The organism is Acrocarpospora pleiomorpha, from assembly GCF_009687885.1.
Classification (GTDB): domain Bacteria; phylum Actinomycetota; class Actinomycetes; order Streptosporangiales; family Streptosporangiaceae; genus Acrocarpospora; species Acrocarpospora pleiomorpha.
The window spans coordinates 1-26,776 of record NZ_BLAF01000106.1; the positions used below are offsets into that span (position 1 = coordinate 1).

Annotated in this window: 21 protein-coding genes; 14 read left to right on the top strand and 7 right to left on the bottom strand. The window is 70.2% G+C overall.

Features of this window, described 5'->3' with window-relative positions:
- The first annotated feature begins 1,151 nt into the window (after positions 1–1,151).
- The 11 genes from Aple_RS49125 (at position 1,152) to Aple_RS49175 (ending at position 11,658) form a co-directional block, all read left to right on the top strand.
- Positions 1,152–1,439, top strand: a complete 288-nt coding sequence (locus Aple_RS49125) for a hypothetical protein (RefSeq protein ID WP_155351693.1) — start codon at positions 1,152–1,154, stop codon at positions 1,437–1,439.
- 40 nt (positions 1,440–1,479) lie between these two features.
- Positions 1,480–2,331 carry a polysaccharide deacetylase family protein gene (locus tag Aple_RS49130; RefSeq protein WP_246265523.1) on the top strand — a complete coding sequence of 284 codons (852 nt, stop codon included), beginning with the start codon at positions 1,480–1,482 and terminating at the stop codon, positions 2,329–2,331.
- A 629-nt stretch (positions 2,332–2,960) separates the two neighbouring features.
- Positions 2,961–4,415 (top strand): cytochrome ubiquinol oxidase subunit I, encoded by a 1,455-nt coding sequence (locus Aple_RS49135; RefSeq protein WP_155351694.1) that lies wholly within the window; start codon positions 2,961–2,963, stop codon positions 4,413–4,415.
- Between the two features lie 10 nt (positions 4,416–4,425).
- Complete coding sequence (gene cydB / locus Aple_RS49140; protein ID WP_155351695.1) at positions 4,426–5,334, top strand: cytochrome d ubiquinol oxidase subunit II; 909 nt, start codon at positions 4,426–4,428, stop codon at positions 5,332–5,334.
- 90 nt (positions 5,335–5,424) lie between these two features.
- Positions 5,425–6,351, top strand: a complete 927-nt coding sequence (locus Aple_RS49145) for an acyl-CoA desaturase (protein WP_246265524.1) — start codon at positions 5,425–5,427, stop codon at positions 6,349–6,351.
- A complete protein-coding gene (locus tag Aple_RS49150; RefSeq protein WP_155351696.1) occupies positions 6,348–7,577 on the top strand; it encodes a cytochrome P450 in 1,230 nt (409 codons plus the stop codon). The genes Aple_RS49145 and Aple_RS49150 overlap by 4 nt, the downstream gene beginning before the upstream one ends.
- A 297-nt stretch (positions 7,578–7,874) precedes the next feature.
- Positions 7,875–9,422, top strand: coding sequence for a peroxidase family protein (locus Aple_RS49155; RefSeq protein ID WP_246265526.1), 1,548 nt, complete (start codon positions 7,875–7,877; stop codon positions 9,420–9,422).
- Positions 9,409–10,788, top strand: a complete 1,380-nt coding sequence (locus tag Aple_RS55925; protein WP_155351697.1) for a hypothetical protein — start codon at positions 9,409–9,411, stop codon at positions 10,786–10,788. Before Aple_RS49155 ends, Aple_RS55925 begins: the two co-directional genes overlap by 14 nt.
- On the top strand, positions 10,785–10,970 hold the full coding sequence (locus tag Aple_RS49165) for a hypothetical protein (RefSeq protein ID WP_155351698.1): 186 nt from the start codon (positions 10,785–10,787) through the stop codon (positions 10,968–10,970). Before Aple_RS55925 ends, Aple_RS49165 begins: the two co-directional genes overlap by 4 nt.
- 17 nt (positions 10,971–10,987) lie before the next feature.
- Positions 10,988–11,236 carry a hypothetical protein gene (locus Aple_RS49170; RefSeq protein ID WP_155351699.1) on the top strand — a complete coding sequence of 83 codons (249 nt, stop codon included), beginning with the start codon at positions 10,988–10,990 and terminating at the stop codon, positions 11,234–11,236.
- A gap of 5 nt (positions 11,237–11,241) precedes the next feature.
- Positions 11,242–11,658 (top strand): hypothetical protein, encoded by a 417-nt coding sequence (locus tag Aple_RS49175; protein WP_155351700.1) that lies wholly within the window; start codon positions 11,242–11,244, stop codon positions 11,656–11,658.
- 17 nt (positions 11,659–11,675) lie between these two features.
- Here Aple_RS49175 and Aple_RS49180 read toward each other — a convergent pair whose 3' ends face one another.
- The 7 genes from Aple_RS49180 to Aple_RS49210 all read right to left on the bottom strand — a co-directional run bounded on the left by Aple_RS49180 (position 11,676) and on the right by Aple_RS49210 (position 20,257).
- Positions 11,676–12,710 (bottom strand): extracellular solute-binding protein, encoded by a 1,035-nt coding sequence (locus Aple_RS49180; protein WP_155351701.1) that lies wholly within the window; start codon positions 12,708–12,710, stop codon positions 11,676–11,678.
- 337 nt (positions 12,711–13,047) lie between these two features.
- Positions 13,048–13,281, bottom strand: coding sequence for a hypothetical protein (locus Aple_RS49185; protein ID WP_155351702.1), 234 nt, complete (start codon positions 13,279–13,281; stop codon positions 13,048–13,050).
- Positions 13,282–13,388: 107 nt separating this feature from the next.
- Positions 13,389–15,776: an aerobic carbon-monoxide dehydrogenase large subunit gene (gene cutA, locus Aple_RS49190; RefSeq protein ID WP_155351703.1), complete on the bottom strand. Its 2,388-nt coding sequence runs from the start codon at positions 15,774–15,776 to the stop codon at positions 13,389–13,391.
- Positions 15,773–16,249, bottom strand: a complete 477-nt coding sequence (locus Aple_RS49195) for a (2Fe-2S)-binding protein (RefSeq protein WP_155351704.1) — start codon at positions 16,247–16,249, stop codon at positions 15,773–15,775. The genes cutA and Aple_RS49195 overlap by 4 nt, the downstream gene beginning before the upstream one ends.
- Positions 16,242–17,093, bottom strand: a complete 852-nt coding sequence (locus Aple_RS49200) for an FAD binding domain-containing protein (protein ID WP_155351705.1) — start codon at positions 17,091–17,093, stop codon at positions 16,242–16,244. Before Aple_RS49200 ends, Aple_RS49195 begins: the two co-directional genes overlap by 8 nt.
- 38 nt (positions 17,094–17,131) lie before the next feature.
- On the bottom strand, positions 17,132–18,469 hold the full coding sequence (locus Aple_RS49205; protein WP_155351706.1) for a uracil-xanthine permease family protein: 1,338 nt from the start codon (positions 18,467–18,469) through the stop codon (positions 17,132–17,134).
- A gap of 153 nt (positions 18,470–18,622) precedes the next feature.
- On the bottom strand, positions 18,623–20,257 hold the full coding sequence (locus Aple_RS49210) for a PucR family transcriptional regulator (protein ID WP_155351707.1): 1,635 nt from the start codon (positions 20,255–20,257) through the stop codon (positions 18,623–18,625).
- A gap of 152 nt (positions 20,258–20,409) precedes the next feature.
- On the opposite strand from Aple_RS49210, the gene Aple_RS49215 reads away from it, so the two are divergent.
- From Aple_RS49215 to Aple_RS55930, 3 genes are all read left to right on the top strand, one after another.
- On the top strand, positions 20,410–21,306 hold the full coding sequence (locus Aple_RS49215; RefSeq protein WP_155351708.1) for an oxamate carbamoyltransferase subunit AllH family protein: 897 nt from the start codon (positions 20,410–20,412) through the stop codon (positions 21,304–21,306).
- 11 nt (positions 21,307–21,317) lie between these two features.
- Positions 21,318–24,131, top strand: a complete 2,814-nt coding sequence (locus Aple_RS55335; protein ID WP_246265532.1) for a bifunctional FdrA/YlbE family protein — start codon at positions 21,318–21,320, stop codon at positions 24,129–24,131.
- 202 nt (positions 24,132–24,333) lie between these two features.
- Entirely contained in the window at positions 24,334–26,721 is a 2,388-nt protein-coding gene (locus Aple_RS55930; protein WP_281361715.1) for a serine/threonine protein kinase, read from the top strand.
- The last annotated feature ends 55 nt before the right edge of the window (positions 26,722–26,776 follow it).

Sequence of the window (26,776 nt, forward strand, 5' to 3'; positions counted from 1 at the left end):
TGCCGGTGCGGGGTGTGCCGTGCCGGAACGCGAGACGCCGGAACGCGAGGTGCCGGAGTCGCTGCCGGAGCCGGCTGTGATGACTCGGGTTCGGGAGGGATCGAGCAGCAGGACCGCGCCGCGGGAATCGCCGGGCATGCGGCCGGTTTCGTGTGCCCTGGCACGTCGCCGGGGTGGACGCGTTTCCGGGTGGAGGATCAGCATGTCGGCGGAGCGGAGGTTGAGGGAGAGTCCGGCGGGGTCGGCTGGAGCGCAGGTTTCCGGAGGAGAGAAGGGGGCGGGGTCAGCCGGAGTACAGGTGGGAGAACCAGCGGGGGAAGAAGTGGCGGCACGGTGGCCGGGCAGGAGCAGCACCGCACCCGACGTCATCATCGCGGAACACCTCCTGCCTGGGACCGGCTGGCTGGCCTACCTCCAGAATATCGCTCACACGTTCGATTGACAACTCTGTGTAGTCGCCTATGTTCAAATTGTCAGTGATGTGTAGTGCTGTCTTCTCGGTGCGTCAGTGGCTGTCCCCGGATCCATGGGAGCGCTGCGGGAGCACTATGTGTTGGGGGGACATGCGCTCCGCGTGCTGCCCGGTGCAGGTCCAACCGAGAAGGAGTGCGGCCGTTCCTGGCAGAAGGCAAAGCGCAGCGCCCCGGCTGGGCAAGGTACGCCCACAACGGTGGCGTCCTCGGCGGAGGTGGCGCCGTCATGCCTGGCATGTCGAGATCTACCACGGCAACGTCGGCATCGGCCCAAGAGGCGAGATCGACGAACGCGGCACCATCCACTGCGGTACCCACGACCTCCATCCCGCCGACGGCGTCGAGCAGAATACGCACCCTTTCAGGTAGACGGGGTGATTGTCGGCGACAAGGACCCGAATGATCACGACGCCACCACACCCGCGAAAGCAGCCGCAACATACGTAGTCCTTCCAGCCAGTCGGAATGAGGACCTGGATGGTCACGGCGTCACCGCCCTCGCGGGAAGCAATCCGTGGACGACGCCGCCCCACTCGCCCGATTCGAGGACCAGCGAACCGCCGAGTTGTTGCGCCCGGGTCCGCATGAGCGGATCCTGATGCTCGTCTCCGCCTGGACGGGGATCCCGTCCCATCTTCGGTTACCCGTACCTCCAGGGTCTCGCCGCTGAGGCGCAGGGTGACCCTTGATCCCGTGCTGTGCCGCTGCGCGTGGTGGAGGTCCTCGACCGCGATCCGGTACGCGGCGGCCTCGACCGGCGGATCGAGCGGGTGGCAGCGTTTCGGGGAGGTCCAGGCTGAGGTCGATGCCGCCGGCCCAGGAGGCGGTGTGCTGCCGGAGCACCGCGAGAAGACCTTGCCCGTCGAGCGGGCTCGGCGCGAGGTGGCCGAGGATGCGGCGAATCTCTCCCAGGATCTCTCCCATGGCTCGGGGGTCAGCCGAGGGATGATGCGGGTTCGCGGATAGGCCGGTCCGGATCGGGTCCTGGCTGGCAAGATGATGCGCCATGGCTCGGGGGACGCTGCGGCGCAGCATGGTTGCTGGTGGGGCTGTTGTGGTGCTGGTGGGCTGTGCGGCGAATGGGGGTGGGACGCCGCAGTCGCTGGAGACCGTGCTGGGGTCCGGGCAGGAGATCACGGTCTCGTCGCCGACGCCCTCGCCGACACCGGTTGGACCGGCCGGCCTACTTCCTATCCCGGGTGAGGTCGGGAAGATCGACATGGGCGAGTTACCACCGGTGATCAGCTCGATTCCGACGAGCAGGAAGGTGGTCTTCCTCACCATCGACGACGGGTGGGAGCAGGATCCGGGGTTCGCCAGGCAGGTGCTGAAGAAGCGGATCCCGATCACCGTGTTCGCGATGCGGGATGCCGTGGAGGCGAGAGGGCCGATCGACCCGGCGGCCACCGGGGGGCGGTTCGTGGGGGCGGGCGGCTGGTCGTACTTCCAGGATCTGGGGGTGCCGATCGAGAATCACACGCTGACGCATCCGAATATGCGAACGCTCGGGTTCGACGCGCAGAAGGCGGAGATCTGCGGGGCGTCGCGGGCGATCAAGCGGCGGATGGGGGTACGGCCGCTGCTGTTCAGGCCGCCGTTCGGGAACTACAACACCGACACACTGCGGGCGGCGAAAGAGTGCGGGATCAGAGTGGTGCTGTTGTGGACCGCGAGCGTGCAACCGGGCGGGAAGATCGCCTACCAGACACCGGACAAGAAGCTGCACGCCGGGGACATCCTGCTGCTGCACTTCCGTCCGAACCTGTCCAGGGATTTCCGCGTCCTCGTCAACAAGATCAAGCGGCGGGGGTTCGCGCTGGGCAACCTCGATGCCTACCTCGATGAGGCTATGCGGTGACCTGCGGACGGCGGACGGCCGTCTCCTGTCATTAACCGCCGCCGGGACAAGCTGAAGGCGACTCCCCCAGTCGATTCCGCGACCGCTCAACTTTCCTGGGCGGGCCCGTTCAGCTGGAGCGCAAAGACGCGACCGAGCTCCCCGAGGCCAACGGCGCCGCGATCCCCCACAGTCCAGCGATGCCGCATAGCGAAAGAGCCGCAGGTCCGCTCAGGGACAGATGCCGCATATCGAAGGAGCGGCAGGTCCACTCAGCGACGGGACAAAGGGCGGAGTGGTCATGGAGAGACGATCGCGAACCGTCACCCGGGAGGCGTACCTGGGAATCAGCCCCGCGGTGGACGCCGTGGGCCTGGGTGTTTACCCATGATTGGTCCCGTAAGGCCTCCCGGGAAGTCGGGGCGGCGGTCCCTGTGAACCGGGACATCGTCCCCGGCATTCTCGGTTAGGCACGGGGTTGGTGCCGGGATCCGAGGCGGGGGGCCTCGGGTCTTCGGCCTGCCGTCAGGCAGCCGGCAACTGATGTGACGTAGATCGCAGGCACCCGACCCTCCATTGCTCTACAGGCCGTAGTACTACTTGAGGTAGAACTACGTCTTGTAGAGCTCCGGAACACCCCGGAGGGGGATATGGAAGCACTAGATCTGGCACGGTGGCAGTTCGGGGTCACCACCGTTTACCACTTTCTCTTCGTACCCCTGACTATTGGTTTGGGCGTTTTCGTGGCGGGGTTGCAGACCGCCTGGCACCGCACGGGCAAAGAGCACTACCTCACGCTGACCAAGTTCTTCGGGAAGCTGTTCCTGATCAACTTCGCGATGGGCGTGGTCACCGGCATCGTGCAGGAGTTCCAGTTCGGCATGAACTGGAGCGAGTACTCGACGTTCGTCGGCGACGTCTTCGGGGCACCGCTGGCCATGGAGGCGCTGCTGGCGTTCTTCCTGGAGTCCACGTTCCTCGGGCTGTGGATCTTCGGGTGGGACCGGCTGCCCAAGCGGGTGCACCTGGCCTGCCTGTGGATCGCGGTGATCGGCTCCAACCTGTCGGCGTACTTCATCCTGGCGGCCAACGCGTGGATGAAGCACCCGGTCGGCTACCAGGTCGTGGACGGCAAGGCGCAGATGACCGACCTGTGGGCGGTGCTGACCAACTCGACGGCGCTGGCCCAGGTGCCGCATGTGGTGGGCGCGTCGTTCGTGGTGGCGGGCGTGTTCGTGCTCGCGGTCAGCGGCTACCGCATCCTGAAGGACCGCGGCACGAAGGGCCTGCTCCCCCGCAAGACCGACTTCACCACCCCCCATGAACGGAAATTTCCGGACATGTGGCGGACGAGTCTTCGGGGGGCGCTCGTCATGACGGCGATCGCGGGGGTGGTCGTCGCGGGGAGCGGGGACCTGTCGGGGCAGTTGCTGCGCGAGCAGCAGCCGATGAAGCTGGCGGCGGCCGAAGGGCTGCGGCAGGACACCGCGGGCGCGCCGTTCTCGCCGGTGCCGGGCGTGGAGATTCCGCACCTGCTGAGCCTGCTCGCCGCGCACGACCCCAATGCTGTCGTGCAGGGCGTCGACGACATCCAGCAGCGGTTCGAGGCCCAGTTCGGGCCGGGCGACTACATGCCCAATCTGCCCGTCGTGTACTGGTCGTTCCGGGTGATGGTCATGCTGGGGTCGGCGGCCATCGGCCTGTCCGTACTCGGGTTGTGGCTGACCCGGGGCCGGGGCCGCCGTGCCAGGAACGTGCCGACCTGGTTCGCCAAGGCGTGCGTGCTCGCGCTGCCGCTGCCGGTGCTCGCGATGATCGCGGGCTGGCTGCTCAGCGAGATCGGCCGCCAGCCGTGGACGGTCGCGGGCGAGCTCCTCACCGCCGCCAGCGTCTCCCCCGGCGTCACGCTCACCGAGATCGCCATCTCCCTCGCCGTCTTCACCGTCCTGTACGGCCTGCTCGCCCTGGCCGAAGCCGGACTCATCCTCCGGCACGTGAAGGCCGGTCCCGAGGTCCCCGCCACACGCTCCGACGAAGATTCCGACGAGACCGTGCTGATCCCCCGCCAACTCCAGGCCGAGTCCCGGCCGACCTTGATGTACTAAGGACTCCGCCATGACCACGTTCTGGTTCATCGTCATCGCGTTCCTCTGGACGGGCTATTTCGTCCTGGAGGGATTTGACTTCGGCGTCGGCGCGCTGCTGCCGGTGCTGGCCCGGGGGCCGGCCGAACGCCGCCAGGTCCTCGGCACGATCGGCCCGGTCTGGGACGGCAACGAGGTGTGGCTGATCTCCGCGATCGGCGCCATGTTCGCCGCCTTCCCGGCCTGGTATTCGGGCTTAATGAGCGAGTTCTACCTGGCCATGGTGCTGATCGTGGCGGGCCTCATCGTCCGCGGCGTCGGCCTGGAGTGGCGCGGGAAGGTGCGCTCGGGCAGGGAGGTGGCGCTGTGTGACGCGGGGATCGTGACCGGCAGCGTGCTGGTGGCGTTCCTGTGGGGGGCGGTCTTCGGCAACCTGCTGTTCGGCACGGGTCTGGCCACCGTGCTCGGGGGCGCGCTGTCGCTGTCGCTGTCGGTGCTGCACGGCGCGGTGTTCGTGGCGCTGAAGACCGACGGTGCGGTGCGCTCCCGGGCCCGGCTGGCGGCGCTGCTGGCCTCGGTCGGCACGTTGCCGGTCGCCGTCGCGGGGCTGTCCGCGCTCCCCAGCGGGGTGGACTCGGCTCCGCTGTGGGGGGTGGCGGGGGCCGCGATGGCGGCGCTCGCGGCGGGGGTGGCACTGGTGTGGCGGCGACGGGAGGGGTGGGCGTTCGCGGCCACCGCGTCCGCGATCGCGCTGGCCACGGCGTCGCTGTTCGGGGCGCTCTATCCGGCTCCGCTGCCCGGGCTGACCGTGGCGGAGATGGCGTCGGCGCCGTACACGCTGACGGTGCTCACCTGGATTGGGTTGGTGGCGTTGCCGGGGGTCATCGCCTATCAAAGCTGGACGTACTGGGTCTTTAGGAAGCGGTTGACCCGCGTCTGAGGCGGGGGCGCGGCTTGCGATCTTTTCCCTAGCTGGGGAGACTACTGATAGTCAGATTGCATAGCCTTGGGTAACCAACGAGGAGCGCCCTTGTCTGCCGTCGCCGGGCTCGTGCCCGCCCCCCGCTCGGCTCGCTACCGGATCTCCATGGTGGTGCTGTTCGGCGCGCTACCCCTGATCGGTCTGGCGGTCGCCGTCCCGGCCGCGTGGGGGTGGGGGCTCGGCTGGCGGGATGTGGGCATCGCCGCGGTGATGTACACGATCTGCATCTTCGGCATCGGGGTCGGCTTCCACCGGCTGTTCACGCACCGGGCGTTCAAGGCTTCCCGCCCGCTGCGGATCGTGCTGGCGGTGGCCGGGTCACTGGCCATGGAGTCCCCGCTCACCTCCTGGGTGTCGGAGCACCGAAGACATCACAAATACGCCGACCGCGAGGGGGACCCCCACTCCCCCTGGCGGTATGGCGAGGACTGGAAGGGCCTGGCCAAGGGTCTGATCTTCGCGCAGGTGGGCTGGTTCATCGTCGGCACCGAACGCGCCGATCCCCGGCACTACGCGCCCGACATCCTGGGCGACCGCGACCTGCGCCACTTCTCGATGCGCACCTACGCGGCCTTCGGCGCGGTCTCGATGCTGCTGCCGCCGCTCGCGGGCGGCCTGCTCTCCTGGTCCTGGCACGGCGCGCTCACCGCGTTCATCTGGGGCTCCCTCGTGCGGTACGCGTTGGTCCACCACGTCACCTGGCTGGTCAACTCGATCTGCCACACCTTCGGGGACCGGGAGTTCGCCACCTCCGACCGGGCGGGGAACGTGCGCTGGGTGGCGGTGCTGACGTTCGGCGAGGGCTGGCACAACTACCACCACGCCGACCCGACCGCGGCCCGGCACGGCGTGCTCAAGGGCCAGTGGGACGCCAGCGCCCGGCTGATCTGGCTGTTTGAGAAGTTCGGCTGGGCGTTCGACGTGCGCTGGCCCGATCAGCAGCGGGTGAGCGCGAAACGGGGTGCGGCGCGATGAGCTACTTGGAGCGTTACGAGCGGTTGCTGGCGAAGGATCCGGGGCGGGCCGTGCAGGCGGTCGCGCACTGGATCGGCGCCGAGTGGCGGCCGTTCTTCGCCGAACTTCGCGAGGCCCGGCCGGTGCTGGCGACGCCCGCGTTCACGCTGGTGACCCGGTTCGCGGATGTCATCGAGGTGCTGTCGCGGGAGAAGGTGTTCACGGTCCGGCTCTATGGGGAGCCGATGGAGGCCGTGCTGGGCGGGCCGTACATGCTGACGCAGGACGCCACTCCGCTGCACTGGGCCGAACGGGGGCTGACCCAGGCGGTGCTGCCGGCGCATGACGTTCCGCGGGTCCGCGAGCTGGCCGGGCGATACGCGGACGAGGCTCTGGATATCGCCGTGCCCGCCGGGCGGATCGACGCGGTGGAAGGGCTCGCGCGGTATGTCCTGATGCGGATCTGCGGTGACTACCTGGGGGTTCCCGGGCCGGATCCGGCGACGTTGTCCGAATGGTCGCGGGCGTCGATGCACGACATCATTAGAAATCTTCCTCGTGATCCGAATGTGCACGCGACGGCCTGCGCGGCGGGTTCCGCGTTGCGGGCGCATGTCAGCGAGCTGATCACGGAACGCAGGCGGACCCCTGGGGAGGACGCGCTGTCGCGGCTGATCTCGCTCGTCCCGCCCGCCTCGCTCGGCTTCGACGAGCTCCGGTTGATGGTGAACGGCGCCGGGCTGCCGCTCGGCCTGGTGGAGAACGCCGCCCAGTCGATCGTCCAGATCATCCGGCACCTGCTCGGCCGCGAGGACAGCGTCCGCGAGGAGGCCATCGCCGCCGCCCGCTCCGGCGAGCCCTTCGACGGCTACGCCTGGGAGGCCCTGCGCTTCGCCCCCTTCAACCCGCTCATCTTCCGGTTCTGCGAGCGCGATCACCGCCTGGCCTCGGGCGCCCTCATCAAGGCGGGCACACCGGTCTTCGCCTGCACCTCCTCGGCGGGCATGGACGAGGAGGCGGTGGCCGACCCGGCGGAGTTCCGGACCGACCGACCGGACTTCGTCCGCCTCCATTTCGGCTACGGCCCCCACGACTGCGTCGGCAAACACGTCGGCGTCGCCGTCATCCCCGAGGTGGTCCGCCGAGTGCTGCGGCGACCAGGCGTGGCACTGCTCCCGGGCGAGTCGATCGACTTCGACGGTGGACCGTTCCCACGCCACTTCCCGATCTCCCTGGGAGCGTCGTGACGGCGGGTGCGGGAGCCATGGCCTGGGGGTATGGGGAGAACTGGGGCATCGTGACGAGGGAGAACGCGCTTGAACGCGCGGCAGTCATGAGCTACGGAGCGGGGGCATCGTGATGGGGGCGATCATGCCGAGTCACGCGGAAGTCAGTTCGGGGAAGCTGGGGCGTCGTGACGAGGGGGACCGTGCTCAAGCGCACAGAATCCATGGCCCGGGGTTCGGGGAAGCCGAGGGCGTCGTGATGAGGGAGTGCGTGCTCAAGCACGCGGAATCCATGGGCATCGGGAAGCCGGGGGCGTTGTGAAGCCGAGTGCGCGGATCGGCTGGCGTAACTACCTGGAGTTCTGGGTGTTGACCAGTGGGGAGCCGGTGTGGCAGTTGATTCGGGGGATTCCGCCGTTGCATGCGGCGGTCAACCGGTTTCTGGTGGATCGGCTGGTGATGAAGTTGCCCATCCGGCCCAATCCGCTGAGCACCATGGGGCGGTACACCTCGTGGGAGTCTCTCACCAACCGGAGCTTCGACAGCCGTCATCTGCCGCCCGTGCCGCCGTCGAAGTCAGCTCCGGACCCCGTCGACGTCGCGGAGTTGTTCCGGCGTGACGGGGAGACCGTGCTGTGCCCGCGCTCGACCGTGCTGTTCGCGTATTTCGCGCAGTGGTTCACCGACGGCTTCCTGCGCGGCGACGTGAACATCCCCCGCGATCCGCGCAAGAACAGCTCCAATCACGAGATCGACCTGAACCAGCTCTACGGGCTCACACCGACGGTCACGGCCGCGCTGCGGACCCGTTCGGGCGGGCTGCTCAAGAGCCAGGTCCTGAACGGCGGCGAGTTTCCGCCGTACCTGTGCGAGCTGGGCCGGATCAAGGACGAGTTCGCGCCGCTGAGCGTGATCCGGTTCGACGACATCCCGTTCGGCGCGCGGGACGCGCTGTTCGCCTGCGGCAGCGACCGGGCCAACCTGCACATCGGCTTCACCATGCTGACCACGCTGTTCCTGCGCGAGCACAACCGGGTGGCCCGCCTGTTGGCCGAGCACCATCCGGACTGGGACGACGAGCGGCTGTTCCAGACCACCAGGAACATCCTCGTGGTGCTGCTCATCAAGATCGTCCTTGAGGAGTACATCAACCACATCACGCCCACCCTGTTCCAGGTGGTGCTGGACCCGGCCGTGTCCAGGACGGCGGTCTGGCACCGGACCAACCACATGGCGATCGAGTTCAACCTGCTCTACCGCTGGCACAGCCTCATCCCGTCGGCGCTGCTCGCGGGCGGCCAGGAGCGCCCGCTGGCCGACACCCTCGCCGGAAACCGGCTGCTCCCCGAGTGCGGTCTCGGACCGCTGTTCGAGGACGCCTCCACCCAGCGCGCCGGGCGCATCGGCCTGTTCAACACCGACCCGGTCCTGCTCCACGTCGAGGAGCAGAGCGTCGCCGAAGGCCGCGTGGTGGAGCTGGCCTCCTTCAACGACTACCGCGCCTACTGCGGCTTCCCGCGCCTGAAGTCGTTCGCCGAGGTCTCCTCGGATCCCCGCGTGCGGCGCGGCCTCGCCGAGCTGTACGCGAGCGTGGACGACATCGACTTCTACACCGGCATCTTCGCCGAGGACCCGCTACCCGGCTCGCTGCTCTCCCCGGTCATGCAGCGCATCATCACGGTGGACGCGTTCTCCCAGGCGTACACCAACCCGCTGCTGTCGCCGCAGGTCTACGGTCCCGACACCTTCTCCCCCACCGGAATGGGGATCATCGAGACCACCGCCAGGCTCTCGGACGTGCTCAACCGCAACCTGCCGGAGGTGACCCGGCCCTACCGGGCGCGGATGACGCATGAACGAAGCTGACGCGCCCCGGGACCGGCGGCGGCTGCTCCGGGTCGCCGCCGAGCTCGTCGCCGTGGCGGAGGAGATCGAGGCTGTCGCCGTGCGGGCCACCGCCGCCCTCACCCGGGAACTGCGCCCACGCGCCCTCCTGCGGGCCGCGCCGGGATTCCGTCCCCAGCGCCGCCTGCTGCGGGCGCTCACCCATCGGTCGGGCCTCGGCATCGCCTTCTCCGGCGGCCCGCTCGGCCGCCCCATCGCCCGCCTGTCCGGTATGGCCGGGCCGGGTCGGCTGGCCGTGCACGTGCTCGTGCTCTCGCTCCGCCTGCGCATCGCCGCCGTCGAGCTCACCCACCCGGAGGTGACCCGCGACCCGGTGCTGCAACGGCTCGTCGCGGCGATCGCCGAGGACCGGGACGTGGCGGCGGCCCGGGCGTTACGCGCCCTGTTCCGGGATCGGGGCGCTCAGGACGCGCTGAGCGCGATCGCCCCCATGTTCGGCGAGATCCTCGCCCTGCGCGCCCTGCTCGACGAGAACCCCTTCAACGACGCCGTCGGCTGGTCGATGGCGACCGGGCGGGGCGTCATGAACACCGACCCCATCCTGGGCATCACCACCCGCGTCATGTCCTCGATGGACCGGGGCGCCGGCGCCGCCCGCCCCACCGACCCCACCCCCGAGGAGACCGCCCGCATCCGCACCGGCGACTCGATCGTCGCCATCCTGCGCAACATCCAGGCCATCGGCACCGACGGCCGCGTCCTCATCCAGAGCGTCCTCGGCCCCGACGATGTCGTGCGATACATCGTGCAGGCCCCCGGCATGCGGCCCGGCGGTCCTCGCAACGACTCTCCTCAGGATCTCGTCGGCGCCTTCCGGAACACCGTGCTGCGCGCCTCGCCGTACACGGGGGCGCTGCGGGACGCGATCGACCAATTCGGCGTCCCCGACCAGGCGGACATCGCTCTGACCGGCCACAGCGCGGGCGGCTCCGCCGTCATGAATCTCGCCCAGGACCCCGGCTTCTGCCGCCGCTACCGCGTCACCCACGTCATCACCGCGGGCTCCCCCATCGACTTCAAAACCCCCGCCGACCCCCGCACCTGGATCGCCTCCATCACCAACCAGCACGACCTGATCCCCGTCCTGGACGGCCAGGGCTCCGGCACCTGCTTCGACCTCCACCCCACCTGGTACACGGTCGACTACGCCGACCCCACCCACCGCTTCCCGCTCTGCCACAGCGTCGCCCAGTACGCCGCCAACCTCGCCAACGACCTCCCCGAGGCCCGCACCCACATCGACACCCAACTAGCCCCTTATCGAGGCTCGCTCGTCCGCTCCCAGCTCTACCTCATGCTCGACCACGCCCCCGAGGACCCACGATGATCGAACTCGCCCGCACCCTGGAAGCCTGCGCGGCCAAACTGTCCGAACTGGCCGACCGCCTCCACGACGACCCGGCCGCACCCCCCTGGTTCGACACCACCGCCCGCGCCTACGCGACCCGCTGCCACCAAGCCGCCACCGACCTGACCGCCGCGTCACAAGCACTCGGCGATCGAGTCTGACTATGTATGATTCTGGTATGACCGCGAAGAAGATCGGTATCAGCCTCCCCGAAGATCTTTACGAGTGGGTGCGGTCCGGCGTGGACAGCGGGCGATCCGACTCGGTCTCGGAACGCATCGCCACGGTCCTGGCCGCGGAGCGGGCCCGAGACCTATGGCTGGCCGAACAGGAGCGCGTCTTCGGCGCTCTCCCCGCCGATCCGGACGCGGACGCGTATTGGAAAGAACGACTGCGCATGAGCCCCACCGAAATCGACGAGGGATAGACCCGTTGCGCATCATGCACACCCCCGCCGTCCGTGCCTACCTCAGCGGGGACATCCTGGTTCGCCGCATGGTGACCGCGGCCGTCCAGGAGCTGATCACACTGGTCGTGCCTTCCAGCGTTCTGGCGGCGGCGACCGGTCCGCTTGCCGGGCCGGTGATGACCTTCGACGACCTCACCAGACGCACTGAGATTCTGCTCGGCTCCCCTATCACCGTCATCGACCACCTAGTCGCGAATTCCGACGTCCCGCACCGTGCCATCCGGACCGGCTACCTGAGCAACACCCTCGGCTTGGATCTGGCGGACGCGCACACGGCCGCCATCGCCACCACCCGCTGGACACCGATATTCACCACGCGTGAGGCAGCCATCCCGCTCACCAAGATCGAACCCCGCCTCGCCTTCGACTTCATCGGCTAATCGCCGTCCCACCGTGATCACTGATCGGCGGGGCAGGCGTCGCGCTCGCCGACGTGCCTCCCGGACATCGCTTCGCGTAGCGCTCGCGCCCAGCGGTCGAAGTCGACCAGCCTGGCCACGCGGGAGAGCACCAGGGCGCGGGCGCAGGAACGAAAGGCCCCGCTGAAAAGCGAATAGTGTGCCCCTGCCGGGCGAGGTTCCGCCGCTTCCAAGGCCGCGTGCATCGCTCCCGCCAGCGCCTGCAGCTCGGCCGCCGTCGTCTCCAGACCGTCCGTGGGCGGGGGTTCCGACGTTCCGGACAGAAGCGCCTGGCAGGTCTGCGGCTGGCGCGCGTACGAGGCGTAAACGGATTTGAGCACCGGCGTGTAGCCGCTGCACGCGAACAGCTTCTTCTGGATCTCGTCGTCGGTGAGGAAGGCGATGAACTCCCGCGCCTCCTCAGGGTTGGCGGAGTTGGCCGCGACGGCGAGGTTGGAGCCACCCAGGACACCGGTCCCCGGCAGTGGGCTCACCTCGAACAGCAGCTCGCCGCCAGGACCGCGCATGGAGGAGTCCATGGCCAGCCGGTGGAAGGCGAACGCCCAGTTGCGCATGTATCCGACTGCCGCGGAACGGAAGATCCGGATGCTGCCCTCCTCCCGAAGGTGCGATCCAACCGCTCGCTGGGCGCCGGACCGCATCATCGCCTGCCAGCCCGCCAGCGCCTGCTTCGCCCGCTGGGCGTTCACCGGCTGGTCAAGCACGACCTCGCCCCCGGCCGTGACCCGTACGCCGGCGGAGAACAGCGCCTCGAACAGGGTGACGCTCCCACCCTCGTAGTCGTCGAGCTGCACCGCGTACCCGTGTCGCTTGGCGGCCTCCAGGAGCGCGTCCGGGTTCTCCGGGAGAGGCATGCCCGACCGCCGGAACAGCAGGGGCGCGTCGGTGGCGAACGGGACGGCGTACTGGCGAACTGCCCGGTGCGCAGCGCCTTGTCGAGGAATCGCGCCCGCTCCGCGTCGTTCAGGGGGATTTCGCTGATGTATCCCCGCTCGGCGAATTCCTCGGTCCAGGCGACGTCCACCAGGTAGATGTCATACTCACAGCCCTGGAACTGCGCGGCTTGCGCCATCTCGACGCGCACCTCGTCGGTGCTGTCGGAGATCTCGACCAGATCCGCCTTCATCGTGCCGATGCTGTTCCACTCGGCCACGAGGTCGCGGCGGAAGCCCCCGGCCACATCGTTCCCGACGGCCACAGTGAGATGGTCTCGGTCCGCGCAGGCCGCGAGCTCCGGGGCCGATCTGTTCTGGATGACCAGCCAGATGAGCAGCACGCCGGCGCCGGTGGCGAACGCCAGCGCGCGTGGCGGGACGGACCGCCTGTTCCTCCTCAGCCGTCGATGGCGGGTCACGACCACTCCGCTCCGCCGAGGTCAGCGAGGGCTCGCACCTGCCGTCGCCGAGCACCAGGATGTAGACCCCGCGGACGGGCTCCGTTCAGCCGGTGGAAGGGTTCGGCCCCCTGCTGCGACGGGCTGCGCCGCCAGTCGTGCTCGAACCCGAAGATCATCTCGTCGAGGGACGGGGCGGCGTTCACCCAGACCCGGTAGGCCGGGCAGCCGTCCAGGACGATGTCGTGCACGAACGCGTCCGCAGCCGCTCGCAGCGCGGGGACGTTCTCGATCGACCAGGGTTTTGGGACGGCCGATTTCCCCGTCCCCGCCCCCTCGATTCGAGGGGGCGAATAAATCAGCGTCCGGTTCGCCGGAGTGCGTGCAGGTCGGACGGGGAGATCGGCATGCGGTCGATCGGGAAACCCTCCGCGTCCTCGATAGCGGCGGCGATCACGGCGGAGACGGGGATGACGCCCGCTTCGCCGGCGCCCTTGATGCCCAGGGGATTCAGCGGGGACGGGGTTTCCAGGTGGTCGGTTTCTATGTGGGGGACTTCGGTCGCGTACGGCATGAGGAAGTCCATGAACGAGGCGTTCAGGAGCTGGCCGTGGTCGTCGTAGACCATTTTTTCGTAGAGGGCGCCGCCGACGCCCTGGGCGACGCCGCCGTGGATCTGGCCTTCGACCAGCATGGGGTTGATCATTTTGCCGCAGTCGTGGACGACGGCGTAGCGGAGGATGCGGATTTCGGCGGTGTCGGGGTCGGTTTCGACGATGGCGGCGTGCATGCCGGAGGCGAAGGTGGAGCGGGTCGGGGAGTAGTAGTCCTTGCCTTCGAGACCGGGTTCCTCGCCTTCGCTGACGGGAGGGCGGTCCATGCTGCCGGTGGTGGCGAACTGGGTGGCGCGTTTGGCCTCCTCGTCGAAGGCATACCTGAGGGGGTTGGAGAGGACGGCGACGGTGGCGAGCGGGATGGAGGCGGCGGGGGCGCCGACGACGTGCACGACGCCGTCGGTGATCTCCAGGTCGCGGGGGTCGGCCTCCAGGGCGTCGGCGGCCACGCGCAGGGCCTTCTCGCGGACCTTGCGGCAGGCCAGGGCGATGGCGTTGCCGCTCATCACGGCGGCGCGGGAGGCGAACGTGCCGACGGCGTAGCCGAAGCGGCGGGTGTCGCCGGTGACGACGGAGACGCGTTCGATGGGGACGCCGAGTTCGGTGGCGGCGATCTGGGCGAAGACGGTCTCGTGGCCCTGGCCCTGGGAGGTGAGGCCGGTGGAGACGTGCACCCGGCCGTCCGAGGTGATCTGGATGTGGCCGCCCTCGTACGGGCCGACGCCAGTGCCCTCGACGTAGCAGCCGAGGCCGATGCCCAGCCGCCGCCCGTCCGCCCGGGCGGACTCCCGCAAAGCGGGAAAATCATCCCAGCCGATCAAATCCTTCAGTTTGCGCAGCGATTCCGGATAGTCGCCGCTGTCGTAGATAAGCGGGCGCCCATCCTGAAAAATCATGCCCTGGTCGTACGGGAACTGGTCGGGCTGGATGAAGTTGGCGGCCCGCACCTCGGTCCGGTCGAGCCCCAGATGCTGGGCGATCTTGTCCATCGTGCGTTCCATGCAGAACGCCGCCTGCGGCCGCCCCGCCCCCCGGTACGGCGTCACCTGAACCGTGTTCGTGTAGATCGAGGAGAACTCCACCCGATAGGCCCCGATCCGGTACGGCCCGAGCAGCTGCGTCGAGGTGATGATCGGCACGATGATCCCGTAATGCGTGTACGCGCCATGATCATGCAAGATCTCCACGGACAGCCCCAGCACCCGGCCGGCCCCGTCGAACCCCACCTGAACGTGCTGCACCTGAGCCCGCTCGTGGGCGCTCCCGATGAAATGCTCCCGCCGATCCTCGGTCCACTTGACCTCCTGGCCGAGCACCCGCGCCGCCCACGGCACCAGCACCTCCTCCGGCCACGGATGCACGATCTTGACGCCGAAGCCGCCCCCGACGTCGGGCGCGATCACCTCGACCTTCGGCAGCGGCAGCCCCAGCTTGGCGGCCAGCGCCATCCGTACGCTGGTGGAGGTCTGGGTGGAGGAGTAGATCCGCAACGACTGGTCGTCGGCGTCCCAGCGGGCGTACACGCCCTTGCCCTCCAGCGGCATGCTGGCGCTGCGCTCGATGTCCAGCCGGAAGGAGAGCGTGTGCGGCGCGGCGGAGATGGCGTCAAGAGCCGAGCGGCCGTCGGCTGAGGGGACCTCCTGGACCATGTGCGCGCCCACGTTGCCGGGCACGTCCTCGTGCACGAGATGCGCGCCGGAGACGGCCTCCTCCAGGCCGATCACGGGCTTGAGGAACTCGTAGCTGACCTCGATCAGCGAGCAGATGTCCTCGGCCAGGTAACGGTCGCGGGCCACCACCATCACGATCGGCTCGCCCACGTGCCGCACGACCTCGCGGGCCAGCGGGTAGGCGGTGCGGCCGTGGGTGAGCGCCGGATGCGGGATCAGCAGCGGCAGCGGCTCGCGCACTCCTTCGGGCAGGTCCTCCCAGGTGTAGATGGCGACCAGGCCGTCCACCTCGAGGGCGGCGTCCACGTCGATGCCGGTGATCCGGGCGTGCGCGTGCGGCGAGCGGACGAACGCGGCGGCCAGCGCGTGCCGGCCGAGGTCGTCCAGGTAGCGGCCCTGCCCGCTGATCAGCCGCGCGTCCTCCCGCCGCCGGACCGGTTCGCCGAACAGCTTGGTGGTCACGAGGGTTCCTCCGCGAGCAGTTCCGCCGCGCGGTGCACGGACTTGGCGATGTTCTGGTAGCCGGTGCACCGGCACAGGTTGCCGGAGATACCCTCCAGCACCTCCTCGTCGGTCGGCGCCGGGTTCTCCCGCAGGAACGCGGTCGTGGTGCACAGGAAGCCGGGGGTGCAGAAGCCGCACTGCAGGCCGTGGCACTCGGCGAAGGCCCGCTGCACCGGCGACAGCCGCCCGCCGGTGGCCAGCCCCTCCACCGTGGTGATCTCCCGGCCGTCGACGGTGACCGCGAAGGTCAGGCAGGAGCGCACCGGCTCGCCGTCCAGCAGGACCGTGCAGGCGCCGCAGACGCCGTGCTCGCAGCCCACGTGGGTGCCGGTCAGGCCGAGGTCGTGGCGCAGGCAGTCCGACAGCAGCCGCCGCGCGGGCACGCGCGCCTCGCGCGGCACGCCGTTGACGATGAGCGTGATGTCATACATCGGCCGCCGCCTTGATCGCCCGCTCGACCAGCACTCCGGTCAGGTGCCGCCGGTAGTCCGCCGTCGCGTGAATGTCCGCCTCCGGTTCGATCCGATCCTGTACGGCCGCCACCACCGGACCCCATTCCACCGACGCGACCGGCCGCCCGCCACAGGCCGCGGTCACGTCCACCACCACCGGCGCGGGGCCGACGCTGACACAGGCCACCTTGGCGGCGGTGACGCGCAGGTCCTCGTCCAGCCGGACGGCGGCGGCCACCCCGGCCATGGCGTAGTCGCCGTGCCTGCGGGCCACCTCGAGGAACTTGGTCCCGCCGTCCCAGGCCGGGAAGAACGCGGAGACCGCCAGCTCGCCGGTCCTGGTGGCCGACTCCATCGGGCCGGTGAAGAAGTCGGCGGCGGCGACCTCGCGCTCGCCGGTCGTGCTCGCCAGCCGTACCGAACCGCCGAGCAGGGCCAGGACGGCGGGGAGTTCGGCGGCGGGGTCGGCGTGCACGAGGCTGCCGACGACGGTGCCGCGGTTGCGGATGACCGGGTGCGCGACCAGCTTGAGCGCCTGCCGGAGCAGCGGCTGGGCCAGGCAGGCGGCGGCGGAACGCTCCACCTCGGCGTGCCTGACCAGCGCCCCGACCCGGACGCCGGTCGCGTCCGTCCGGATCTCGCCGAGCCCGGCCACCCGGTTGATGTCGACCAGGTGGGCCGGGGCGGCGATCCGCATGTTGAGCAGGGGGATCAGGCTCTGGCCTCCGGCCAGCACCTTTCCGTGCGCGCCCACCTCGGCGAGGACCTCAACGGCCTCGCGCACCGAGGTGGGCGCGTGATAGTCGAACGGCGGCGGTTTCACGAAAGTCGTTCTACTCCGATCGCGTTACGGATAGTGGCTCAACCCTTGGAATTTTTCACCACATCCGACGGGGACAGCGCACGCAGCAGGTGGTAGCCGCCGAGCACGACGATCGTGCCCAGGGCGATGCCCGCGAGCGAGAAGTCGTCGGTGATCGTGTGGCTCACCGGGCCGATGGCCAGGATGATGCCCGCTCCGATCGGGAGCATGTTCACGGGGTCGGCGAAGTTCACCCTGTTCTCCACCCAGATCTTGGCGCCGAGCAGGCCGATCATGCCGTAGAGGATGACCGTGATGCCGCCCAGCACCCCGCCGGGGGTGGCCGCGACGAGCGCGCCGAACTTGGGGATGAGGCCGAACAGGATGGCGATGACGCCGGCGATGTAGTAGGCGGCGGTGGAGTAGACCCGGGTCGCCGCCATGACGCCGATGTTCTCGGCGTAGGTGGTGGTGGGCGAGCCGCCGACGGCGGAGGTGAGCACGGTGCCGACACCGTCGCCGATGACCGCGCGCCCGATGTACGGATCCACGTCGGTCCCGGTCATCTCGCCGACGGCCTTGACGTGGCCCACGTTCTCGGCGATCAGCGCGATCACCGCGGGCAGCACCAGCACGATGGCCGACACCTTGAACTCCGGCCCGTGGAAGCTGGGCAGGCCGAACCAGTCGGCCGAGGCCACCGCGTCGAAGTTGACCCGGGGGTGGGTGTCGACCGCGCCGGCGCCCGCGTTGAAGGCGGTGATGTCGCCGAAGATCTTGTCGGCGAGCCAGGACAGCACGAAGCCGATGATCAGGCCGAGCAGGATGCCGATCCGGCCGAGGAAGCCCTTGAACAGTGCGATGATCATGAATGTCACGATCATCGTGATCAGCGCGATCCAGTGGTCCTGCGGCCAGTAGACGTCGGCGACCACGAAGGCCAGGCCGAAGCCGATCAGCATGACCACCGCGCCGGTCACCACCGGCGGGAAGATCTTGTGAATGACCTGGACGCCCAGGTAGTGGATGGCCACACCGCACAGCGCGAGCACGATACCGGCCACCAGGATGGCGCCGGTGACGGTGGCGCTGTCGCCCTGGGCGGCCCGGATCGCCACCACCGCGCCGACGAACGAGGCCGAGGTGCCCAGGTAGCTGGGCACCTTGCCCTGCACGATCAGCAGGAACAGGATCGTCGCGACCCCCGACATCATCACCGCGACGTTCGGGTCCAAGCCCATGACCAGCGGGAACACGAACGTGGCGCCGAACATGGCGATCACGTGCTGGGCGCCGAAACCGACCATGCGCGGCCAGGACAGGCGTTCGTCCGGCTTGACGACCTCGCCCGGCGCGAGACCGCGTCCCTCGCCGTGTACCTTCCATCCGAAAGCCATGTGAGCCCCTTTACTGCCTGGGCCGACGTCCGGTGGCCACCCCGCGGGCATCCCAGCGCGGCATCGCTTCACGAGCCTCCTACCAGGCCCGTTGCGGGCACATTAGGACTGTGATCGCCGTTGCACACGGGCATCATCTGCCAAACCGGGTGCTCAGATACCACGCATGTTCAGCACATGGAGGGCGAGGGTGAGGTTCAGCCGGAGGTGGGCGTCCTCGGTGAAGTTGCCGAGCATGCGTTCCAGCTTGCCGATGCGGTAGCGCAGCGTGTTGTAGTGGAAGTGCAGCCGGCGCGCGGTCTCGGCCACGTTGAGGTTGGTCTCCAGCAGCACGTGCAGGGTGCGGCGCAGGTCGGCGTTCTCGGCGTCGTCGTCGCCGGCCAGCGCGCCGAGCGTCTCGCGGACGAAGGAGTGCAGCTCGGCGGTGTCGCTGACCAGGGAGAGCAGGCGGTAGACGCCGAGCTGGTCGAAGTGGGCGACCGCGCCGGGGCCGTGCAGCTGGCGGCCCACCCGGGCGGCCTTGAGCGCCTGGCCGTACGCGTCGGCGAGGGCCTCGGCCCCGTCGGCGAACCTGCTCATCCCGGTGGAGAAGGTGCAGTCGGCGAAGGCCGCGGAGGCGGCCGAGGCGAGCCGGGCGGTGTCCACGCCGGAGCCGACGATGGCGACCACCTCGCGGGTGAACCCGGCGACCGCGCCGCGCGGGTCGTGCCGCCGGACCGAGGCCTGCCAGGCGGCGAGCAGCCGGTCCTGCGCGGTGCGCTCGTCGCTGTCCGGGTCGAGTTCGGCGACCAGCACGGAGACCGGGCGCTCCAGATCCCAGCCGAACGCCTTGGCGCGCTCGGCGATCCGGGCGCCGCCGCGGCCGGTGAGCACGTCGCGCAGGAAGTCGGCGCGGTATTTGCTCTCGACGGCGGTGACGGCCTCCTGCTTGGTGACCACCAGGGCGGCCACGGTGGCGGCCCGCTCCAGGATGCGGATGTCACTGTCGCGGAGCGTGCCGGCCTGGCTGAAGGCGGCGATCCTGCCGTGGTGGTGGCCGCCGGCCACGATGGGCACGACCGCGTAGTGGCCGTCCGCGCGGACCAGCGGGTCGGCCGCGTCGGTGCGGGTCGGCTCCGGCCTGGTGCTCAGGTTGGCGCTCAGCACGTACGCCTCCCGCAGCATGGCCACCTGCTCCGCGCCCCCGGCCGAGGCCAGCACGTGCCCGCCCACGTCCACGGCGGCCACGGCCACATCGAGCAGCCCGGCCACCTCGGCGGTGACCTCGCGCAGGCCGCCCCCGGCCAGGATGATCTGGACCAGCGCGCGGTGCGCCTCCTCGGCCCTGGCCAGGGTGGCGGCCTGCCGGTTGAGGATGTCGGTGAGCACCTGGTTCAGGATGTCGTCGAAGCCGACGTCGTTGGGGAGCAGGATGAGCGGGAAGTTGAGCCGGTCGGCCTGCTCCACCATCTCCTCGGGCAGCTCGTCGAGGTAGCGGCCCAGCTTGATGGCCAGCGCGGAGAGCCCGCGTTCGTCAAGATCCGCCACAAGGCGGCCGAGCGACTGGGGAGTGTTCCTGAGCGGATAGCCTGTGGTGAGCAGAAGTTCGTTCGGTTTCACCCAGGCGAGGATGTCCGGCACTTCCATGACGTTGAGTCGCTGGACGATCCGGTCCAGGCCGCCCTTGCCCGCGATCAGCCGGGCCCCGGCGAGCGTGGAAACCCCGAGCACCTCGCCCACGGCGACACCGTGAATGATCGTTCCAGTGCTGGCCAGGCGCATGGCGGGGGCCGCGGGGTCACTCGTCATCGTCTGCTCCGGGAGGGTTGGTGCATCTCTCGCCGATTGTGCCCGACTATCCGACTGTCAGGAAGAGCCAAGCATTTGGCCGACTGTTGGCAGTTTTCCCCGTACGGCCTCTGGAGGGCTCGTTCTAACGTCACCCTGATGAGGGAGGTCTGGTGACCGTAGGCACCCGCCCGAGAGCGCGCCGATCCCCGGCCCGTTCTACTGGGGCGACCCTGGACCGTACGTACGTGCCCGGCGCGGCCAGCATGGCCGTGCGACCCGCGCTGGAGACGCCACGACGCCCGGCCCGGGTGCTCGCGGCGTTCCCCGCCGCGGTCTACCTGGAACTGAGGACGGAGGTCGAGCCGCATGTCATCGCCCTGGTGACCGGGGAGGCGACCCGGTTGCCCAACGCCGTCGTGCTGACCGATCCGCTGGACGGGTTCGCCGCCGGGGACGAGGCCTGGGTGGGCGACGGGTTCATCGAGGTGGGCGGCCTGGCCATCCGGATCCGCCGCTGGTGGGATCCGGCTCCGGCGCTGCCCCGGGCGGACCGGTCGCGGCTGGCCGAGTCGCTGGCCCAGCTGGGTGAGATCTGCGACGCGTCCGCGCGGCGCCCGGGGCTGACCGGCGGCGCGTGCGAGCTGCTCGCCGACGGCTGCCATTCCGGGTCGCTGGTGAACGCGCTGACCTCGGCCGAGCAGTTGATGGGCCTGGGCCCTGGGCTGACTCCGAGTGGCGACGACATGCTGGCCGGGCTGCTGGTGGCGCTGCGCCAGCTGGGCGCGGCGGCGGGCGTGGATCGGGCGGTCTGGCTGGCCGGGTGGCTGGCGGCGGCCGTCACGTTCGACGCGAGGACGCGGACCACGCCGATCTCGGCCACCCTGCTGGACTGCGCGGCGCGTGGCGAGGCGAGCATGGAGGTGCTGGCCGTGCTGCGCGCGCTGGCGGTCGGGCAGCCGATCGAGCCGTCGCTGCACCGGCTGCTGCATCTGGGTCACACCTCGGGCGCGGATCTCGCCTGGGGGGTTCGTACCGGTTTGTCGGCCGTCCTTCACCTGTCCAACTAATGGGGGCGTTCGTGAATCTCGTCGAGGTGCGTAGCGGGGTCTACCACGACTCGGTCAGCTTGATGCGGGTCAGCCAGGCGCTGGCGGGCCGCGCCGGCGTGTCGGTGGCGATCATCGCCATGGCGACCGAGCTGAACGTGGACCTGGCCAGGGAGGCGGGCTTCGACGTGCCCCCGGCGACGCCGGGGGATCTGCTGGTGGCGGTGCGGGCGGATTCCGCCGAGGAGCTGGCGGCGGCTTCCGACGAGCTCGGGCGGCAGCTGTCGGCACGGGCCTCCGCTGAGGGCGCCCGGGAGATCGCGCCGCCGCGGACCACCAGGACCGCGGCCCGCAGAGCGGAGAACGCGAGCGTGGTGCTGGTCAGCGTGCCGGGGGAGCACGCGTTCGCCGAGGCGATGGACGCGGTGGACGCCGGGCTGTCAGTGATGATCTTCAGTGACAACGTGCCGGTGGAGCGGGAGGTGCTGCTCAAGGAGCGGGCCGAGGCGGCCGGGGTGCTGGTGATGGGGCCCGACTGCGGCACCGCCGTCGTGGGCGGGGCGGGTCTCGGCTTCGCCAACGTGCTGCGGCCGGGGCCGGTCGGGATCGTGGCCGCGTCGGGGACGGGGGCGCAGCAGGTGTCCAGCCTGCTGGATCTGGCGGGGGTGGGGGTCAGCCATCTGCTCGGTGTGGGCGGGCGGGATCTGTCGGCGGAGGTGGGCGGGCGGTCCACGCTGCGGGCGCTGGAGGCGCTGGACCAGGATCCGGGGACGGAGCTGATCGTGGTCATCTCCAAGCCCGCCGATCCGTCGGTGGCGGAGCGGGTGCGGGCGGCCGTGGAGCGTTCTGGTACGCCGGTCGTGATGGCGTTGCTCGGTCCAGGACAGGATGATCTGACGGCCGCCACGGAGAATGTGCTGGCGGCGCTCGGCAAGGAAGTCCCGGTTTGGCCTAGTTGGGGTGAGGCCAATGGCAGCCCGGGGCCGCTGGTCGGGCTCTATTCGGGTGGCACATTGTGCACCGAGGCGAAGCTGATCGCGGGTGGCGGGACGTTCACCGACTTCGGGGACGACGAGTACACCCGGGGACGGGCTCATCCGATGATCGATCCGGCGCTGCGGCTGGAGGCGCTGGCCGCCGTGGAGTCCGGCGTGGTGCTCATGGACGTGGTTCTCGGCCACGGGTCCGACCCCGACCCGGCGGCCCGGCTGGCGCCCGCGCTCGCCGAGGCCGGATCCCGGGGCGCTTCGATCGTGGTCGCCCTGGTGGGGACTGAGGGCGATCCCCAGGATCTCCAGGCGCAGGCGGAACGCCTCGCCGCCGCCGGGGCCGCCGTGTTCACCTCCAACGCCGCCGCCGCCCGGCACGCGAGCATCCTCGCCGAGCTGACACCCGCCCCATCACCCGCCGCGCGCCCCGCGCCGCATGCGGGTTCCGGCGCGGACCCCGGACCTGAGCTGGCGTTGCTCGTCTCCGAGCCGCATGTGATCGCGGTGGGGACGTCCGTACTGGCCGAGGCGCTGGACCAGCAGGCGGTGCCGCACGCTGTGGTCGACTGGCGGCCGCCGCTGGCCGGGACCTCGGACGCGCTCAACCGGGTCCTCGCCGACCCGCGCCGCGCCGCCGCCAACGCCCGCGCCGTCGAACGGCTCCTCGCCGCCCGGCCGCAACTCGTCGGCGTACGCCGTGCGGCCGACGTCCTCGACCTGCCTCCCGGCACCTTCTTCCACGCCGGACCCCCGATCGAGTGGGAGCGCGCCTCCGGCCCGATGCGCGGCGCGCTGATGGGCGGCATGCTCTTCGAAGGCCTCGCCGCCTCCCCCGCCGAGGCCGAGGAGAAGCTGGCCACCGGCTCGATCCGGCTCGACTCCTGCCACCACCACCGCACGGTCGGCCCGATGGCGGGCGTGGTCAGCCCGTCCATGTGGATGCTGGAGGTGCACGACGCCGAACACGGCGGCACCGCGTACTGCTCGCTCAACGAGGGACTCGGCAAGGTCCTCCGCTACGGCGCGTACGGGCCCGAGGTGGTCGAGCGGCTGCGCTGGATGGGCGAGGTGCTCGGCCCCGCCCTGCAGGCCGCCCTGGACCTGGGCGGCCCCCTGGACCTGCGCAACCTGATCGCCCAGGCGCTGCAGATGGGCGACGAGCTGCACAACAGGAACCGGGCGGCCACCTCGCTGCTGGTCCGCGAACTCGCCCCCGCCATCGTGGACGCCGCGCCCGGCCAGGCCGGGGACGTGCTCCGCTTCATCAACGGCAACGATCACTTCTTCCTGAACGCGGGCATGGCCGCCGCGAAGGTCAGCGCCGACGCCGCCAGGGATGTGCCGGGCTCCAGCCTGGTCGTGGCGATGGCCAGGAACGGCACCGACTTCGGCATCCAGATCTCCGGCTGCGGCGACCGCTGGTTCACCGGCCCCGCGGGCGTGCCCGACGGCCTCTACCTCGGCCAGTACGGCCCCGCCGACGCCAACCCCGACATCGGCGACTCCACCATCACCGAGACAGTGGGCCTGGGCGGCTTCTCGATGGCCGCAGCGCCCGCGATCGTCCGGTTCGTGGGCGGGGACGTGGCGGACGCGGTGGCGGCCACCACCGCCATGTACGAGATCACTCTGGCCGAACATCCGGCCTACCAGATTCCGGGGCTCGGCTTCCGTGGCACCCCCGTGGGCATCGACGTCACCCTGGTCGCCCGTACCGGCGTGCTTCCGGTGGTCAACACCGGCATCGCCGGGCGGGTGGCCGGAACAGGGCAGGTCGGAGCGGGTCTGGTGAGTCCCCCGCCGGAGGCGTTCGTGGCCGCGGCCAACGCGCTGGCCGGAGCCTTGACCGGCGAATGAATGCGCATTGACCGCTGATTGACCTACTATCAGTGCCCAACCTCACATTTCGCGCGGAGTTCTCGCGCGAACCAAACGAGGAGAATTGGGGATACTGCCTATGACAACCGACCGCCTCCTCGGTATGGTCCCCCCTATGCCGGAGGGTCAAGGCGGTGCCGGAGCCACTCCTGGAGGGGCGCCGGAAGGGCAGGGGCGACTGGTGGGCAGGCGATACCGCCTGCTCTCGCCCGTCGGCCGTGGCGGCATGGGCATGGTGTGGCACGCGCACGACGTCCTGCTGGACCGGGATGTGGCGGTCAAGGAGCTCATCCTGCCGTACGGGCTCGACGCCGCGGGCCGCCAGGTCGCCCATCGCCGGATGCTGCGCGAGGCGCGCTCCGCGGCCCGGCTGAGCCACCCGGGCATCGTCACCGTCCACGACGTCGTGGAGGAGGACGGGCGGCCCTGGATCGTCATGGAGCTGGTCCGGGCGTGGTCCCTTGAGCAGGCCGTACGGCAGAGTGGGCCGTTGCCGGTGAGCCAGGTGGCCGAGATCGGCATCCGGGTGCTGGACGCGCTCAGGCACGCGCACGCCGCCGGGATCCTGCACCGGGACGTCAAGCCCGGCAACGTGCTGCTGACCACCGACCGGGTGGTGCTGACCGACTTCGGCATCGCCGCCATCGAGGGCGATGTCACGATCACCCAGACCGGGTTGCTGATGGGGTCGCCGGCGTACATTCCGCCGGAGCGGCTGCAGGGGCGCACGATCACGCACGCGGCGGATCTGTGGTCGTTCGGGGCCACGCTGTACGCGGCGGTGGAGGGGCGGCCGCCGTACGAAGGGCCGGACGCGGTGGCCGTGCTCGGCGCGGTGCTCACCCAGGAGCCGAACCGGCCGCAGCGCGCCGGGGTGCTGCTGCCGGTCATCGAGGGTCTGCTGCGCAAGAATCCCGCCGACCGGATCGGCGCCGCTCAGGTGGCCGACATGCTCGAACGGGTGCTGCACACACACGGCAACGGCCTGCGCGGCCAGTCCGGGATGCCGTCCCCCGCGCCGGTCGAGGCGACCCCCATGCAGATGCTCCCGCCTCTGGACTCCCCGTCGGGTCCGCTCCCGTCGCGCATCATCGAAACCCCCTCAGGTCCGGTACGGGTTCCCTACACCAACCCGTCCGGCGGCTACGCGATGGCGTCCTTCCAGCCATCCGCGTCCGACCCCCAGCTCCAGCCGCCGGGCGGCTACGACGCGCTGGCCAGCACCTCCGGAATGTTCAACGCGCCGGGCACACCCGGCGGGCCCGCGGGCACTCCCGGTTCCGGCTTCCCCGCCCATGGCGCGGGCAGGCCCGGCACACCCGGTCCTGGATCGTCTGGTCCTGGCGCATATGGTCCGGGCACCTCCGGCCCTGGAACGTCCGGTCCCGGCGCTTACGGTCCGGGCGCCTCCGGCCCTGGCTCTGGTCCATTCGGTGCCGTCGGTCCCGGTACCTCCAACCCTGGAGCCTCCGGTCCCGGCACTTACGGTCCCGAGGGCTCTGGTTCTGGGGCTGCCGGTTCCGGTTTTCTCACGTCCGGTGCCAGTGCGCCCAATGAGGCGGCGAACCGTCCGGTTCCGCAGCGTGCGATGGGTGGGCAGTTCGGTGCGCCGGTGCACGACAACGGCCCGGGCGCGGCATTCTTCAACGGGTCCCCCAACGCTCCGGGCGGTGGGGCGCAGTCGACCGCGCCCCGTGATCCGATGTTCGATCCGCTGGACGCGCTGACCAGCCCGTCCGGGTCGACGCACGCGCCCGAGCGGCCCACCGGCGGTGGCCGCTGGCCGACCCCCGGACCCGCCGACCTGCCCGGGCAACTGGCCCGCGACCTGGCCCGCGATCTGGCGCTCGACTCCGACGACCCGTTCTCCACCGGAAGCGGGCGTTCCCGGTCCGCGTCGACGACCGGCGAGCACGCCACCCGCACCGGCAGCCGCCGCCGCAAGGACAACGACGACGACGCCCCCGGCCGCGGCGGCGCGATGGTCGTGGTGGCCGCCGTCGCCGTGATCGCGCTCATCGTGCTGGTGCTCCTGATCATGCTCCCCAACGGAGACGACACGCCGGACACCACGGCCACCGTCAACAATCCCGCGCTGACCGCCCCCGGCTCCTCCGCCGCGGAACCCGACGGCGCCGAGGCGCCGATCCCGAAGGGTTTCAAGCGCCAGACCCTCGGCGGCGTGACCGTGGCCGCCCCCCTCAACTGGAAGGTCACCGCCGAAGACGACGGCATCCGCCTCGTCGGCCCGCCCGACAGCGCCCAGAGCGGCCTGATCGTGAAGATCCCCGACGGCAGCCTCAGCGCCCTCCAGCAGGTCGCCAAGAAGGCCGCCGGCTTCGACGAGTACACCCAGGTCACCCTCGGCCCGGTCAGCTACCGCTGGCCCGCCGCCGAATGGGAGTACACCTACCGCGACGCCGCCAACGTCACCGTCCGCACCGTCACCCGCTACATCCAAGCCGACGGCCAGTCCTACTCCCTCACCTTCACCGCCCCCGACTACGAATGGTCCGAAACCGCCGCCACCATCCGCCAAGTCCTCTGGACCACCTTCACCCCCGCCTAACCCCCAACCCCACCTCCAGAATCCCCACCAGCCCCCTCACCCTCCAGCCCTGCCC

Excerpts from the sequence above, each read along its gene's own strand:
- Aple_RS49205 (WP_155351706.1), bottom strand. The coding sequence starts at position 18,469 with ATGGCTTTCGGATGGAAGGTACACGGCGAGGGACGCGGTCTCGCGCCG.
- Aple_RS49210 (WP_155351707.1), bottom strand. The coding sequence starts at position 20,257 with ATGACGAGTGACCCCGCGGCCCCCGCCATGCGCCTGGCCAGCACTGGA.
- Aple_RS49195 (WP_155351704.1), bottom strand. The coding sequence starts at position 16,249 with ATGTATGACATCACGCTCATCGTCAACGGCGTGCCGCGCGAGGCGCGC.
- Aple_RS49135 (WP_155351694.1), top strand. The coding sequence starts at position 2,961 with ATGGAAGCACTAGATCTGGCACGGTGGCAGTTCGGGGTCACCACCGTT.
- Aple_RS49130 (WP_246265523.1), top strand. The coding sequence starts at position 1,480 with ATGGCTCGGGGGACGCTGCGGCGCAGCATGGTTGCTGGTGGGGCTGTT.
- Aple_RS49150 (WP_155351696.1), top strand. The coding sequence starts at position 6,348 with ATGAGCTACTTGGAGCGTTACGAGCGGTTGCTGGCGAAGGATCCGGGG.
- Aple_RS49165 (WP_155351698.1), top strand. The coding sequence starts at position 10,785 with ATGATCGAACTCGCCCGCACCCTGGAAGCCTGCGCGGCCAAACTGTCC.
- Aple_RS55925 (WP_155351697.1), top strand. The coding sequence starts at position 9,409 with ATGAACGAAGCTGACGCGCCCCGGGACCGGCGGCGGCTGCTCCGGGTC.
- cydB (WP_155351695.1), top strand. The coding sequence starts at position 4,426 with ATGACCACGTTCTGGTTCATCGTCATCGCGTTCCTCTGGACGGGCTAT.
- Aple_RS49170 (WP_155351699.1), top strand. The coding sequence starts at position 10,988 with ATGACCGCGAAGAAGATCGGTATCAGCCTCCCCGAAGATCTTTACGAG.